The following is a 13209-nucleotide window of genomic DNA, read 5'->3' as shown; positions in this document are numbered from 1 at the left end:
CGCAAGTGTACTGACAAGGCCATGCCTAGGCAAGTCATAACCGGAAGCCTATGCAGACCCGCGCAAGGCCTGTTGCATGCAGCGTCAGATGCGGCTTTCAGGGCAGTTCGGCCGAACCCATGCGGCGCAGGATCAGGCCGGTACGGCGCGCCAGATAGCTCGAATCGCGGTGCAGGTCGTAGTAGCGCGGGTTGGGCAGCATCACCGCCAGTCGCGCGGCCTGGCTGGCCGACAGCCTGGCCGCCGATGTGCCGTAATAATGCCGCGAGGCGGCTTCGGCGCCGAACACGCCATTGCCCCACTCCACCACGTTCAGATAGATCTCGAAGATGCGTTCCTTGTCCATCCAGTATTCGATCATGTAGGCAATCACCACTTCCTGGCCCTTGCGCAGATAGCTGCGTTCGCCGGACAGGAACAGGTTCTTGGCGAGCTGCTGGGTGATGGTGGAACCGCCCAGGACGACCTTGCCGCGCTTGCTGTTCTTTTCATAAGCCTTCTGCAGCGCGTCCCAGTCTATGCCTTCATGGCCGGAGAAGTTGGCATCCTCGGAGGCGATGATGGCGCGCTTCAGGTTGCCCGAGATGCGCTCATAGTCCACCCACTGGAACTGCAGCCTGGCGTTCGGGTTCTTTTGCTGCAGCGCCGCCAGCTGCTGGCGCATGAAGCTGGTGGATGACGGATTGTGTTCCACCCACCACCAGATCTGCGCGAAAAAATACAGCTGCAGCGCCAGCACCAGGACCACTGGGAGCAGCACCAGCCAGAACAGCACCTTTCGCAGCATGAACTACAGCAGCGCGCGCAGCGCCTGGTGCACCGGCGCGGTGTCGGGCCGCACGCCGCGCCAGACAAAGAAGGATTCGGCGGCCTGCTCGACCAGCATGCCCAGGCCATCGCGCGCGGTGGCGCCATGGCTGGCGGCCAGGCGCATGAACGGCGTGGCGTCACGGCCATACATCATGTCGTAGGCCAGCGTGGCCCCGCCGAAGCAGGCAGCGGGCACCGGCGGCAGCGCCTGTTCCAGGCTGGCCGAGGTGGCATTGATGACCACGTCGAACATGCCGTCGAGCGCATCGAAGGCGCTGGCCCGCAGCACGCCATGCGGCGCCGAGAATTCCTGCACCAGCAGGTGCGCCTTCTCCGGCGTGCGGTTGGCTATCACGATTTCCGTCGGCTGCTGGTCCAGAAGCGGCAGCAGCACGCCGCGGGCGGCGCCGCCGGCACCCAGCAGCAGCAGGCGCCTGCCCTGCAACGCCACGCCGGCATTGCGGACGATGTCGGTCACCAGGCCGACGCCATCGGTGTTGTCGCCGTAGATCACGTCGCCGGAAAAGCGCAGCGTGTTGACCGCGCCGGCGGCCTGCGCCCGCACGCTCAGCTCGGTGGCCAGCGCATAGGCTTCCAGCTTGAAGGGCACGGTGACGTTGGCGCCCAGCCCGCCGGCCTGCATGAAGTCGGCCACGGTCTGCGCGAAGCCTTCCAGCGGCGCCAGCAGCCGCTCGTAGCGGATGTCCTCGCCGGTCTGCTGCGCAAAGCGCGCATGGATCTCGGGCGACTTGCTGTGGGCGATCGGGTTGCCGATCACGGCGTATCTGTCAGTCATCAGCTGCTTCCTCCACGCAGTTCGGTCTGCACCGCATCGTCGCGGGTGAACTTGAAGCGGGTGATGATTTCCCACACATCGTCCTTGCCGCTGGTGCGCATATTGTCGGGGAATCGGCCGAAGGGCGCGGCGCGGCGCACGATGCGCAAGGCCGCCTCGTCCAGCGCCGGATTGCCGGAGGAGCGCTCCACGCGCGGGCCGCCTTCCCTGTCATAGATGGTGCCGTCCTGGAACACCGGTATGTACACCACCAGTTCGCCGTACAGTTTCTTGCCGTTCTGCTGCGGAAAGTTCAGGGTGCCGATGTTCTCGATGCGTTTTTGCAGCTGGCTGTAATACATCGCATAGCCCACCTCGCGGGTGCTCGGCGTGATCTGGGTCTTGCGCGGCCGCTTGTTGTAGTCCTCGATCTGGCGGTTGATCTCGGCCTCGGCCCGTGCCAGCGCACGGGCATTTTCATTGTCGTCGGGCGCGGCCGGCGTCGGCGGCGCCGCGCTGGGCGTGTCCTGCGGCGTGGTCTTGGGCGCCTTGGTGCGGGTCTGTTTCGCGTTCTGCGCCAGGATCTTCTGCTGCTCTTCCAGCTCGGCCACGCGCCGCCGCGCCGCCTTGATGTTGTCGCCGTCCTCGCTCTTCTTCAGGTTGGGCAGCGGCGACTTGGCGCGGCCGGCATCGGCATTGCCGCCGCCGTCCAGATTGGCCTGGGCCAGCGCCTCGGCCTTCACGGGCTTCTTCTCGTGCCGGGCATTGACCAGGATGACTTCGAGGCCGGGGTCGACCGGCTTGAAGCGCACCGGCTCGGGCGCGGCGAAGCGCACGGCCAGCAGCAGGGCATGCACCAGCAGGGAAATGACGACCGCGATCACCAGGGTGCGGTCTTGTAGAAAATGCTTCACGCGCAGCTTAGTCAGATTTCATCGGGACGTCGATTTTACGCCAAAGGGCAAAACGGGCGGCCGGGATTTGCCGGCCGGCCACGTTGCCGCCGGTTTCACGCAACAGGCGGCGCCTCATCGGCGCCGGCGCTCGCGCCCGCTTCCACCGATTCCGCGGCCTCGGTCTGCTGCGCCGGATCGGCTTCCAGCGGCGGCATGCCGGCCGCCAGTTCCGCCTCGTCGGCCAGCGCATCCTCGACTTCAGCCAGGGTGTCGTCGCCCGGCCCGGCTTCGACCTCCAGCAGACGCGCCTCGACCGACAGGTCGACCTCGTCCCAGCGCAGCAGGTCCAGCTTGACCTGGGTGCCGCGCGCCAGCTGCGCCATGCCGGACAGCTTCAGCACCAGCGGAATGTCGATCAGGCGCACGATCTCGTCCTTCAGCACCACGGCTTCCACCTGGCGCGCCTGCTCCTGCGCCAGCCAGCGCAGGCACCAGTAGCGTTCCATCGAGGACTGGAACTCGGCATAGGCGGCATAGGCGGCGTCGAAGGCGGAGACGATGGCGAACAGGTCGGCATCCTTGGGCTTGAACGGCGCGGCCAGCGGCGCGGTCACGCCGTGCTGCACGCAGGCCATGATCTGCCACTGGTTGACCAGGTCGGTATAGCGGCGCAGCGGCGAGGTGCTCCATGCATACTGGTCCACGCCCAGGCCCTGGTGCGGCGCCGCGTGGGTGACCATGCGCACCTGCATGCGCGCGGCCCAGCCGCCGCTGCCGCCGCCCTGCGCCCGGTAGATGCCGGGAACGCCATGGTCGTGCATCAGCTTGCCCCAGGTGCTGTTGGCCAGGATCATCAGCTCGGCGACGATCTTGTCGAGCGGCGCGCCGCGCTTCCTGCGGCTGATGGTGACGATGTCGTCCTCGACATAGAAATTGAAGTCGACGCGGTTGTTCTGCTCGGGCTTGAGGCCGAACGACTCGCGCTTGACCTGCCGGCCCTGTTCCAGCACCTGCGCCCATTGCCACAGCAGGGCGATCTCTTCCTTGTAGGGATAGTCGCCGGCGCCCTGTGCCAGGTTGTCCTCGGTGACCAGTTCATCGAGGTCGTTGTGGCGCAGGTTGGCAGCGATCGGCACCGCCTCGCTGCGGGTCTCGCTGGCGACCACGCTCCAGTCAGCAGTGTCGAGCGTCAGGTAGAGCGACAGCGCCGGGCAGGTCTGGCCTTCGGCCAGCGTGAAGGATTCCACCAGCTCGTCCGGCAGCATCGTGATCTTGTCACCCGGCATATAGACGGTGGACATGCGCTGGCGGGCGATGGCATCGATGGCGTCGTTGCGGGAAATGCCCAGGCCCGGCGCCGCGATATGGATGCCGATGCGAACCTTGCCGCCGTCCAGGCGGGTGACGGAAATGGCATCGTCGATTTCGGTGGTCGTGACATCGTCGATCGAAAATGCCTGCACGTCCGCCACCGGCAGCGATGGCCGCGACGGAATCGACACTGGCGGAAAGCCGGTGCCCTTGGGGAAATTCTCCAGCAGGAAGCGGGTGAAATGCAGTTCCTTGGGCGAGGCGATCGCGCCGACCGACAGCATCAGCCGCTGCGGCGTGGTCTGCAGCTCGGCCGCGGCGGCGTCCAGCGCCTTGTATTCGATGCTGTTCTTGTCCGGCTTGAACAGGAGCTGGGTGGTGATCGGCCTCATCGCCTCCGGCAAGCGGCCGGCCTTCAGTTCCTCGACATAACCCGCCTGCACCAGCTGCTGCTGGCGCTTCTTTTCCAGGCCGGCCAACGCCGCCTTCAGGGTCGCCTCTGGCGCCGCCTTGTAACGGCCGCGGCCCTTGCGATGAAAGTAGATCGGCGCCGAATGCAGCTTCAGCACCAGGCCGGCCGCCTCATGCGCCTGCGGCGCGTGACCGAAATATTCCTCTCCCAGCTCGGCGAAACCGAATTCTTCCTGGCCCGCCACTTCCCACAGGAAGTCGAGGTCGACTTCATCGGCGATGCGCTGGGCGTCGGCCAGCATGGCGGCCGGTTCCGGCGCGGCGAACTGCAGCAGCACGTCGCGCGCCCTGACCTTGGTCCGCTTGCCCGTCGGCAGTTCGACCTGATAGGCCTCGCCCTGCTGGGATAACACCGCGCCGGCCTTGAAATCGCCGGACTCTTCAAAAAATAAGTTCATCAGTCACTGCCTGTTTTGTATCGGGTAAGGGAATCAGCGCCGCGGCGCCAGTCGTGCCAGTGTCGGCAGAAATAATTCAGTCACGAGCAGCAGCCCGCGGTGCCGTCGGTAGAGACAGCGGCGGGCATGGAGCACCCGCTGGTCCCTGCACGCGGGCGCCGCGGCGGCGGCACGGCGCGCCAGTGCGTGGCGCGCAGAGAGGCGCGCATGCTGCAGGCAGCCGCGCGCAATCAGGGGATCGGAAAACAGCGCCGTGCCGAGCGAACGATGGCCCAGTCGCTGGAAGAAGGGCCAGTCGGCAGCGCACGACAGCGGCGTCACGGTATGGGCATACACCACCGGTTCGCCATCGCAGCACAGCAGCACTTCACGCTCGCGCACCCGGGCCGTGCGCGCCAGCCCGATCATGCCGGCCTGGTCGGGCTGGCATACGCCATGCGACTGCCGCAGCAGCCTGACTTCAAACTGCATGCAATGCGCTTGCAGCCTGGCGGTCAGGGAGCCGGGTTCGAGCAGCCAGGGCCGCAGCGACGGCGGCGCGCTGCCCGGCGGCAGATGGGCGAGCCAGCGGTTCACGCCGACGGCTCCGCGCCATCGCAGAATGCCAGCACCGCGTCGATCTGGTCGGCAAAGCCCGACAGGCCGTGGTCGCTGCCCTGTATCACCAGCTGCCGCGCGCCGGCATAGTGACGGGTCATGTCGCGCCAGTCCAGCACTTCGTCGCCGGTGGCGGCGACCAGGAAGTAGCGCTCCGGCTGGCTGATTTGCGGCACCGCCAGCGCCTGCAGCTCGGCGATGTATTCCCGCTTGAACTCGAAAGGCTGGCCGTCATGCCAGCCGGTGGTGACGCCAACATACTTTTCCAGGTCGCCCGGCGCCGACACCGCCGGGTTCAGCAGCACCGCGCGGCAGCCGGTCTGCTCGGCCAGCCAGGTCGCGTAGTAGCCGCCCAGCGACGAGCCGATCAGGGTCAGATCATGCGGCGCCTGGCCGGCAATCAGCGACTGCACCAGCGCAATCGCCCCAGTCGGAGACGCGGGCAATTGCGGGCACATATATTCCGTGCCGCGGCCCAGCGCGTGCAGCTTCCGGTCCAGCAGGCGCGCCTTGAAGGACTGCGGCGAGGAGCGGAATCCGTGCAGGTAGACGATCATGGAATGATGTACTTCTCAGCGCCGCGCCAGCGCGTCGAGCAGCTTCTGGTGAACGCCGCCGAAGCCGCCATTGCTCATTGCGAGCACCTGGTCGCCCGGACGGGCGTCGCGCGCGACCGCGGTCACCAGCGCGTCGATGTCGTTGAACGCTTGCGCCCGCGCGCCCAGCGGCGCCAGCGCATCCGCCAGGCTCCAGCCCAGCGCATCCTTGCCGCTGGCAGCGCCATAGCCATACACCAGGTCGGCTTCGGCCAGGCTGTCGGGCAGCGCATCCTTCATCGCGCCCAGCTTCATGGTGTTGGAACGCGGCTCCAGCACCGCCAGGATGCGGGCATTGCCGCCGGCCTGCTTGCGAAGGCCGGCCACGGTGGTGGCGATCGCGGTCGGATGATGGGCGAAGTCGTCGTAGACGGTGACCTCGTTGGCCACGCCGCGCACTTCCATGCGCCGCCGCACGCTCTCGAAGTTGCCGAGCGCGGCGATCGCCTGCGCGGGCGGCACGCCGACATGGCGCGCCGCGGCAATCGCCGCCAGCGCGTTCAGGCGGTTGTGCTCGCCCGACAGCTTCCATTGCACCGTGCCCTGCGGCTCGCCGTCGAGGAAGACGTCAAAGCTGCCGTCATGATGCTCATGCAGGCTCCAGCCGGAAGCGTCGCGCGCGCCGAACAGCTCCCTGTCGCTCCAGCAGCCGCGCGCCAGCACCCGCTGCAGCGCCGGTTCGCGCGCATTGACCACCAGCCGGCCCACGCCCGGCACGATGCGCACCAGGTGATGGAACTGGGTCTCGATGGCGGCCAGGTCGGGGAAGATGTCGGCGTGATCGTATTCCAGGTTGTTCAATATCGCGGTGCGCGCATGGTAGTGCACGAACTTGCTGCGCTTGTCGAAGAAGGCGGTGTCGTATTCATCGGCTTCGATGACGAAGAAGGCGGACTCCCCGTCCCTGCCCTCGCCGCCCAGCCGCGCCGAGATGCCGAAGTTCATCGGCACGCCGCCGATCAGGAAACCCGGCGCATAGCCGGCGTCTTCCAGTATCCAGGCCAGCATCGAGGACGTGGTGGTCTTGCCGTGGGTGCCGGCCACAGCCAGTACCCAGCGATGGCGCAGGATATGCTCGCCTATCCACTGCGGGCCGGAGGTGTAGGGCAGGCCGCGGTTCAGGATCTCTTCCATCAGCGGATTGCCGCGCGACACCACGTTGCCGATCACGTACAGGTCGGGCTGCAGCGCGATCTGCTCGGCGCCGAAGCCTTCGATCAGCGCAATGCCCTGCTGTTCCAGCTGGGTGCTCATCGGCGGATAGACATTGGCGTCGCAGCCGGTGACCTTGTGGCCCGCCTGGCGTGCCAGCACGGCCAGGCCGCCCATGAACGTGCCGCAAATGCCAAGGATATGTATATGCATTGTACAATTTCGGATTGAATTAACCGGGATTCTACCCGACCCGCCGCACCAGGCCCGTCTCGCCACATACCGAAAACCATGAGTAGCCACCCCACGGAAACCGAATTATTGCGCGCCGAAATCGCGGCAGCGGCGGCCCGCATGATCGCGGAAGACGGCGCTGACTATGGCACCGCCAAGCGGCGCGCCGCCCGGCAGATCCTGGGCGACGTCAAGGTCAGGGGCGATATTCTGCCCGACAATGCACAAATAGAGGATGAAGTGCGGATTTATAACGACTTGTTTTTTTCCGCCACCCAGCCTGCTCGTCTGCTGCACCTGCGCAAGCTGGCCTTGCAATTGATGACCGAACTTGCCGAGTTTTCCCCTTACCTGACCGGCGCGGTGCTGAACGGAACTGCCGGCGACCAGTCGGATATCCACCTCCAGCTGTTCGTGGAAAACACCAAGGATGTCGCCGTGTTCCTGATGAACCGTAACATCCAGTTCGACGTGTCGGAATCGCCGCATTTCCACAAGCGCGGCGACCCGGTCGAAACATTGTCCTTCCTGCGCGGCAATGACGGCGTTCACCTGGCGCTGTATGACTACAACGACCTGCGCGCCGCGCGCAAGCCGGCAGACCCGGAACGCCCGGAACGGGCCAATATCGACGCCGTTCGCGCGTTGATCGAGAAAGAAGCCAAATGAGGCGGGGCGTCCTGCCGTTTCTGATCGTTGCACTCGTGTTTAGCCTGGCCGGCGCCTGGTTCGGCAGCAAGCGTTTCGCCGCCCAGCCGGCGCAGCCCGAAGCCAGCGCCAGCTTTTACAGCCGCACGCTGCCTGACGCCAGGGGCGACAACGTGGCGATGGCCAAGTGGAGAGGCCAGCCGCTGGTGCTGAATTTCTGGGCAACCTGGTGCGCGCCCTGTGTCGAGGAAATGCCGGAGCTGACCGCGCTGCAAAAGGAGATTGAGCCCAAAAACATCCAGATTCTCGGCATCGGCATCGATAATCCAGCCAGCATCAATGCATTTGCCGAGAAATACCAGATTGCCTACCCGCTTTATGTTGCCGGCATCGACGGCTCCGAACTGTCGCGACAGTTGGGCAATCAGGCCGGCGGCCTGCCGTTTACCGTACTGCTGGATGCATCGGGCAAGGTCAAAAAGACCTATCTCGGGCGGCTGAAAATGGATGAGCTGCGACGCGATCTGAACGCCTTGTAAGCAGGTTTGGCGCATTTTCCTTGCCAATCTTCAGGATTTACCGGCAAAATGCCGCCAACTTCGTCAATTGGAATCCACCTCGATGGCAAAAAATCTACTCTTGCTCAACGGTCCCAACCTGAATCTGCTGGGAACCCGTGAGCCGGAAGTGTATGGATCGACCACCTTGGCGGACGTTGAACAGGCAGCAAAGGCACAGGCAGGCGCCGCCGATGCCGTCATCGCGACATTCCAGAGCAATCACGAAGGTGCATTGATCGACCGGATCCAGGCGGCACGCCTGGAAAAGGTCGACGCCATCATCATCAATCCCGGTGGACTGACGCATACCAGCGTTGCCTTGCGCGATGCGCTGGCGGGCGTCGCCATTCCGTTCGTGGAAATTCATATCTCCAACATCCACAAGCGTGAACCATTCCGCCACAAATCGTTTCTCTCCGATATCGCCGTCGGCGTGATCTGCGGCCTGGGGGTCGAAGGTTACCGTGCTGCGATCGATTTCGCGCTCAAAAAGCTGTAAATCACAATAATTGCAATCGATCGGCAAGTTTCCTGCCGATTACTACTACGAATATTTTGAGGGGTTCCCATGGATTTACGTAAACTGAAGACCTTGATCGACCTGGTCGCAGAATCAGACATCGCCGAGCTTGAAGTGACTGAAGGCGAAAGCAAGGTCCGCATCGTCAAATCCTCGGCCACTCCGCACAACCAGCTGGTGATGATGCAGCCGCAGGCCATGGCGCAGCAGCCGGCCCAGAGCGCCGCGCCGGCGCCGGCTGCTTCCGCGGCCATCGATGCCGCCCCCACGGGCCATGTGGTGAAGTCGCCGATGGTTGGCACCTTCTATCGCGCCGCCTCGCCCGGATCGGCGCCGTTCGTCGATGTCGGCGCCACCGTCAAGGAAGGCGACACCCTGTGCATCATCGAGGCAATGAAGCTGTTGAACGAGATCGATGCCGATGCCTCCGGCGTGATCCAGCAAATCCTGGTCGAGAACGGCCAGCCAGTCGAGTTCGGCCAGCCGCTGTTCATCATCGGCTAACAGGAAGCGGCCTGCGGCGGCCCGGCCGCCGCGGTCATGCCTGTCCTGTTCCTCCCCTTAACGCCGACACCCTGACACTCCCCAACCATGTTTGAAAAAATCCTCATTGCCAACCGCGGTGAAATTGCGCTGCGCATACAGCGCGCCTGCCGCGAGATGGGCATCAAGACCGTGGTCGTCCACTCGGAAGCGGACCGCGAAGCCAAGTACGTGAAACTGGCCGATGAATCGGTCTGCATCGGCCCGGCCGCCTCTTCCCTGAGCTACCTGAGCATGCCGGCCATTATCAGCGCTGCTGAAGTGACCGATGCCGAGGCCATCCATCCCGGCTACGGCTTCCTGTCCGAGAATGCCGATTTCGCCGAGCGCGTGGAGCAATCCGGCTTCGTCTTCATCGGCCCCCGCTCGGACGCGATCCGCCTGATGGGCGACAAGGTGTCCGCCAAGCAGGCCATGATCAAGGCCGGCGTGCCCTGCGTGCCCGGCTCGGACGGCGCCTTGCCGGAGGACCCGAAGGAAATCGTCCGCATCGCCCGGAAGGTCGGTTATCCGGTCATCATCAAGGCGGCCGGCGGCGGCGGCGGACGCGGCATGCGCGTGGTGCATACCGAGGCGGCGCTGCTGTCGGCGGTGACGATGACCCGCACCGAGGCCGGCACCGCATTCGGCAACCCGGAAGTCTATATGGAGAAGTACCTGGAAAATCCGCGCCACGTGGAAATCCAGGTGCTGGCCGATGAATTCAAGAACGCGGTCTGGCTGGGCGAGCGCGACTGCTCGATGCAGCGCCGCCACCAGAAGGTGATCGAGGAAGCGCCGGCGGTCGGCATTCCCAGGAAGCTGATCGAGAAGATCGGCGACCGCTGCGCCGAAGCCTGCCGCCGCATCGGCTATCGCGGCGCCGGCACCTTCGAGTTCCTGTACGAGAACGGCGAGTTCTACTTCATCGAGATGAACACCCGCATCCAGGTCGAGCATCCGGTGACCGAGATGATCACCGGCATCGACCTGGTGCAGGAACAGATCCGCATCGCCGCCGGCGAGAAGCTGCGTTTCCGCCAGCGCGATGTCGAGCTCAAGGGCCATGCGATCGAGTGCCGCATCAATGCCGAGGACCCGTTCAAGTTCACGCCATCGCCAGGGCGCATCACATCCTGGCATCCGCCCGGCGGCCCCGGCATCCGGGTCGACTCCCATGCGTATGCCGGCTATTACGTGCCGCCGCATTACGACTCCATGGTGGGCAAGGTGATCGCCTACGGCGCCACCCGCGAGCAGGCGATCCGCCGCATGCAGATCGCGCTGTCGGAAATGGTGGTGGAAGGCATCCTGACCAATATCCCGCTGCACCGCGAACTGATGGTGGATGCGCGCTTCATCGAAGGTGGCACCAATATCCATTACCTGGAGCACAAGCTGGCGACCAAGCCGGACTTGCCCAAGGAAGCGGCCTGATCGGATGGTGCAGGGCCGGCAGGCGCCGGCTACCGGGCTTTTGCAAGCGGGCGGCATGCCGCCCGCTTGCATTCGTGATTGCCCATTGCGTATTGCCCATTGCCGATTGCCGATTGCGCGCTACGATTGCGCTTCCCATCCTGAACAAAGCTGTTATATATAGCGGCCAGGCCGGACACCATCCATCCAACCCGACGGAATACTCATGAGCTGGACTGAAATCGTGATCGAAGTACCCCTGCATCAGGCTGAACTGCTGTCGGACGCGCTGATGGAAGCCGGCGCACTGTCGGTGTCGGTGGAAGATGCCGATGCCGGCACCGATGCCGAGCAGCCGGTGTTTGGCGAACCTGGCATGGAGCCGACCCAGCCCGGCTGGGAACGCAGCCGCGTGGTGGCGCTGGCCGATGCCGACGCCGACCACGACGCCATCATCACCGATGCGCTGGCGGCGCTGGGCCTGTCGGCCGGCGAGGTACGGCATCAACTGCGCGCGGTGGCGGACCAGGACTGGGTGCGGCTGACGCAATCGCAGTTCGAGCCCATCCATATCGGCAGGAACATCTGGGTGGTGCCGAGCTGGCATGACGCGCCCGATCCAGGTGCGCTGGTGCTGGAGCTGGACCCTGGCCTGGCCTTCGGCACGGGCAGCCACCCCACCACCCGGCTGTGCATGGAGTGGCTGGAATCCCATCCGCCGCATGGCCTGTCGGTGCTCGACTATGGCTGCGGCTCCGGCATCCTGGCCATGGTGGCCGCGAAGCTGGGCGCAGCGCCGGTGGCCGGCGTCGACATCGACCCGCAGGCAATCGAATCGGCCGACTTCAATGCCCAGCGCAACCATTGCGACATTGCCTATTACCTGCCGGACCAGTTCGGCGCCACCGAAGCGCACACCCGCTACGACGTGGTGGTGGCCAACATCCTGTCGAGTCCCTTGAAGCTGATGGCGCCGATGCTGGCCGGCCGGGTCAAGCAGGGCGGCGCCCTGGTGCTGTCGGGCGTGCTGGCGCGCCAGGCGCAGGAAGTCATCGATGCCTATGCGCCCTACATCGCCCTCTGCGTCTGGGCCGAGCGTGAAGGCTGGGTGGCGCTGGCAGGGGCCGCCAAGACCGACGGCGGCCGGTAATGGCCACGGTGCTGGCGACCCGCTGCCCGCACTGCCGGACCACGTTCCGGGTCGTCCAGGACCAGCTCAAGCTGCGTGGCGGCCTGGTGCGCTGCGGCGCCTGCAAGGAAATCTTCAACGGCACCGACCACCTGCTGCGGCCACTGGAGCCGTCGGCCCCTGCTGCCGCGCCGCAGCCTGAAGTGGACGCGCCGGCTGCTCCGGCCACGCCATCGGCTGCGCCGGCACAGCCACCGGCAGATGCGCCCACGACGCCGGCCATTTCATTGACGCCACCGGCGGCTGCTACCCCGGCGGCCGACCAGCCGTCGCCCGATCCGCTGCTGCGCATGACCCTGATGGACTTCTCCCACTTCGATGAGGAGCCCGAGAAGCCCGACACGCCGCCGCCCGCAACAGCACAGCCACCTGCCCAACCCGCGTTCTCATTGCCGCGCATGGCCGCCGCGCCGGCCGCGGAGCAGACCGCCGCCAGCGCACGCGCCGCCGACAGCAGCGACGAACTCGGACGCGTGATCGACGACTTGAAGAGCAAGCCATGGCGCGGCATGAGCGGCAAGCGGGCCCGGCCCGACGAGGATGCGATCGACGCCCTCGACTCGGCGGAACCGGACTTCGTGATGCAGGCGCGCCGCCAGCAGCGCCTGGCGCGCGGCACCAGGCTGGGCCTGCTGGCCGGATCGGCAGTCCTGTCGCTGCTGCTGGCCTTTCAGGTCGTGTATCACTTCAGGGTGCAGCTGGCGGCCGCTTCGCCCGCCGCCTCCACCATGCTGGCCGGGGTGTGCCGCCTGGCCGGCTGCACGGTTGGCCTGCCGGCCCATATCGAGATGGTGACCATCGAGTCGAGCGAGCTGCAGGCCCTGCCCGGCAACACCGACACCTTCACGCTGCTGGCCCTGCTGCGCAACCGCAGCGCCACCCGCCAGCAATGGCCGCACATCGAGCTGACCCTGAACGACGCCAACGAAGCCGCGGTGGCGCGCCGGGTGATCGCGCCGCGCGACTACCTGCCCGCAGGCCAGGATCCGGCCGAAGGCTTTGCGCCCAATTCCGAGCAACCGGCACGGCTGGTGTTCAATCTCACGCAGGTCAAGGCCGCCGGTTTTCGCGTCTACCTGTTCTATCCCTGATCCTCATCCTCTTTCCTGAACGG

The 13209-nt window shown here is 65.6% G+C and carries 14 protein-coding genes; 7 read left to right on the top strand and 7 right to left on the bottom strand.

The features are described 5' to 3' along the window. Positions 1–97: 97 nt before the first annotated feature. From mtgA to mpl, 7 genes are all read right to left on the bottom strand, one after another. Complete coding sequence (gene mtgA / locus IGW04_RS03335; protein ID WP_194711603.1) at positions 98–787, bottom strand: monofunctional biosynthetic peptidoglycan transglycosylase; 690 nt, start codon at positions 785–787, stop codon at positions 98–100. A gap of 3 nt (positions 788–790) precedes the next feature. After that, positions 791–1606 carry a shikimate dehydrogenase gene (aroE, locus tag IGW04_RS03330; protein WP_194711602.1) on the bottom strand — a complete coding sequence of 272 codons (816 nt, stop codon included), beginning with the start codon at positions 1604–1606 and terminating at the stop codon, positions 791–793. Further along, on the bottom strand, positions 1606–2499 hold the full coding sequence (locus IGW04_RS03325; protein WP_194711601.1) for a TonB family protein: 894 nt from the start codon (positions 2497–2499) through the stop codon (positions 1606–1608). The genes aroE and IGW04_RS03325 overlap by 1 nt, the downstream gene beginning before the upstream one ends. A gap of 95 nt (positions 2500–2594) precedes the next feature. Beyond that, the gene (locus IGW04_RS03320) at positions 2595–4661 is read right to left on the bottom strand and encodes a ribonuclease catalytic domain-containing protein (protein ID WP_194711600.1); all 2067 of its coding nucleotides are present in this window, start codon (positions 4659–4661) and stop codon (positions 2595–2597) included. 33 nt (positions 4662–4694) lie between these two features. Further along, entirely contained in the window at positions 4695–5237 is a 543-nt protein-coding gene (locus IGW04_RS03315) for a chorismate--pyruvate lyase family protein (RefSeq protein ID WP_323744803.1), read from the bottom strand. Further along, on the bottom strand, positions 5234–5815 hold the full coding sequence (locus tag IGW04_RS03310; protein WP_194711599.1) for a YqiA/YcfP family alpha/beta fold hydrolase: 582 nt from the start codon (positions 5813–5815) through the stop codon (positions 5234–5236). The genes IGW04_RS03315 and IGW04_RS03310 overlap by 4 nt, the downstream gene beginning before the upstream one ends. A gap of 15 nt (positions 5816–5830) precedes the next feature. Then, positions 5831–7219 carry a UDP-N-acetylmuramate:L-alanyl-gamma-D-glutamyl-meso-diaminopimelate ligase gene (gene mpl / locus IGW04_RS03305; protein WP_194711598.1) on the bottom strand — a complete coding sequence of 463 codons (1389 nt, stop codon included), beginning with the start codon at positions 7217–7219 and terminating at the stop codon, positions 5831–5833. 78 nt (positions 7220–7297) lie between these two features. Here mpl and IGW04_RS03300 point away from each other — a divergent pair, with 78 nt between their 5' ends. The 7 genes from IGW04_RS03300 to IGW04_RS26015 all read left to right on the top strand — a co-directional run bounded on the left by IGW04_RS03300 (position 7298) and on the right by IGW04_RS26015 (position 13186). Continuing rightward, positions 7298–7909, top strand: coding sequence for a hypothetical protein (locus IGW04_RS03300; RefSeq protein WP_194711597.1), 612 nt, complete (start codon positions 7298–7300; stop codon positions 7907–7909). Beyond that, the gene (locus IGW04_RS03295; protein ID WP_194711596.1) at positions 7906–8427 is read left to right on the top strand and encodes a TlpA family protein disulfide reductase; all 522 of its coding nucleotides are present in this window, start codon (positions 7906–7908) and stop codon (positions 8425–8427) included. Before IGW04_RS03300 ends, IGW04_RS03295 begins: the two co-directional genes overlap by 4 nt. Before the next feature lie 82 nt (positions 8428–8509). Then, positions 8510–8947, top strand: coding sequence for a type II 3-dehydroquinate dehydratase (gene aroQ, locus IGW04_RS03290; RefSeq protein WP_194711759.1), 438 nt, complete (start codon positions 8510–8512; stop codon positions 8945–8947). A 69-nt stretch (positions 8948–9016) separates the two neighbouring features. Next, a complete protein-coding gene (accB, locus tag IGW04_RS03285) occupies positions 9017–9472 on the top strand; it encodes an acetyl-CoA carboxylase biotin carboxyl carrier protein (protein ID WP_194711595.1) in 456 nt (151 codons plus the stop codon). Between the two features lie 87 nt (positions 9473–9559). Continuing rightward, positions 9560–10927, top strand: coding sequence for an acetyl-CoA carboxylase biotin carboxylase subunit (accC, locus tag IGW04_RS03280; protein ID WP_194711594.1), 1368 nt, complete (start codon positions 9560–9562; stop codon positions 10925–10927). 205 nt (positions 10928–11132) lie between these two features. Continuing rightward, positions 11133–12056 carry a 50S ribosomal protein L11 methyltransferase gene (gene prmA, locus IGW04_RS03275; RefSeq protein WP_194711593.1) on the top strand — a complete coding sequence of 308 codons (924 nt, stop codon included), beginning with the start codon at positions 11133–11135 and terminating at the stop codon, positions 12054–12056. After that, positions 12056–13186 (top strand): DUF3426 domain-containing protein, encoded by a 1131-nt coding sequence (locus tag IGW04_RS26015; protein ID WP_194711592.1) that lies wholly within the window; start codon positions 12056–12058, stop codon positions 13184–13186. The genes prmA and IGW04_RS26015 overlap by 1 nt, the downstream gene beginning before the upstream one ends. The last annotated feature ends 23 nt before the right edge of the window (positions 13187–13209 follow it).

Source organism: Noviherbaspirillum soli, assembly GCF_015352955.1.
Taxonomy (GTDB): domain Bacteria; phylum Pseudomonadota; class Gammaproteobacteria; order Burkholderiales; family Burkholderiaceae_D; genus Noviherbaspirillum_A; species Noviherbaspirillum_A soli.
This window is presented reverse-complemented; position numbering and strand designations above follow the sequence as displayed.

What these genes read in the sequence shown, in the direction of transcription:
- mtgA (WP_194711603.1), bottom strand. Translation starts at nt 787, where the DNA reads ATGCTGCGAAAGGTGCTGTTCTGGCTGGTGCTGCTCCCAGTGGTCCTG.
- aroE (WP_194711602.1), bottom strand. Translation starts at nt 1,606, where the DNA reads ATGACTGACAGATACGCCGTGATCGGCAACCCGATCGCCCACAGCAAG.
- IGW04_RS03320 (WP_194711600.1), bottom strand. Translation starts at nt 4,661, where the DNA reads ATGAACTTATTTTTTGAAGAGTCCGGCGATTTCAAGGCCGGCGCGGTG.
- IGW04_RS03310 (WP_194711599.1), bottom strand. Translation starts at nt 5,815, where the DNA reads ATGATCGTCTACCTGCACGGATTCCGCTCCTCGCCGCAGTCCTTCAAG.
- mpl (WP_194711598.1), bottom strand. Translation starts at nt 7,219, where the DNA reads ATGCATATACATATCCTTGGCATTTGCGGCACGTTCATGGGCGGCCTG.
- IGW04_RS03300 (WP_194711597.1), top strand. Translation starts at nt 7,298, where the DNA reads ATGAGTAGCCACCCCACGGAAACCGAATTATTGCGCGCCGAAATCGCG.
- IGW04_RS03295 (WP_194711596.1), top strand. Translation starts at nt 7,906, where the DNA reads ATGAGGCGGGGCGTCCTGCCGTTTCTGATCGTTGCACTCGTGTTTAGC.
- aroQ (WP_194711759.1), top strand. Translation starts at nt 8,510, where the DNA reads ATGGCAAAAAATCTACTCTTGCTCAACGGTCCCAACCTGAATCTGCTG.
- accB (WP_194711595.1), top strand. Translation starts at nt 9,017, where the DNA reads ATGGATTTACGTAAACTGAAGACCTTGATCGACCTGGTCGCAGAATCA.
- accC (WP_194711594.1), top strand. Translation starts at nt 9,560, where the DNA reads ATGTTTGAAAAAATCCTCATTGCCAACCGCGGTGAAATTGCGCTGCGC.
- prmA (WP_194711593.1), top strand. Translation starts at nt 11,133, where the DNA reads ATGAGCTGGACTGAAATCGTGATCGAAGTACCCCTGCATCAGGCTGAA.
- IGW04_RS26015 (WP_194711592.1), top strand. Translation starts at nt 12,056, where the DNA reads ATGGCCACGGTGCTGGCGACCCGCTGCCCGCACTGCCGGACCACGTTC.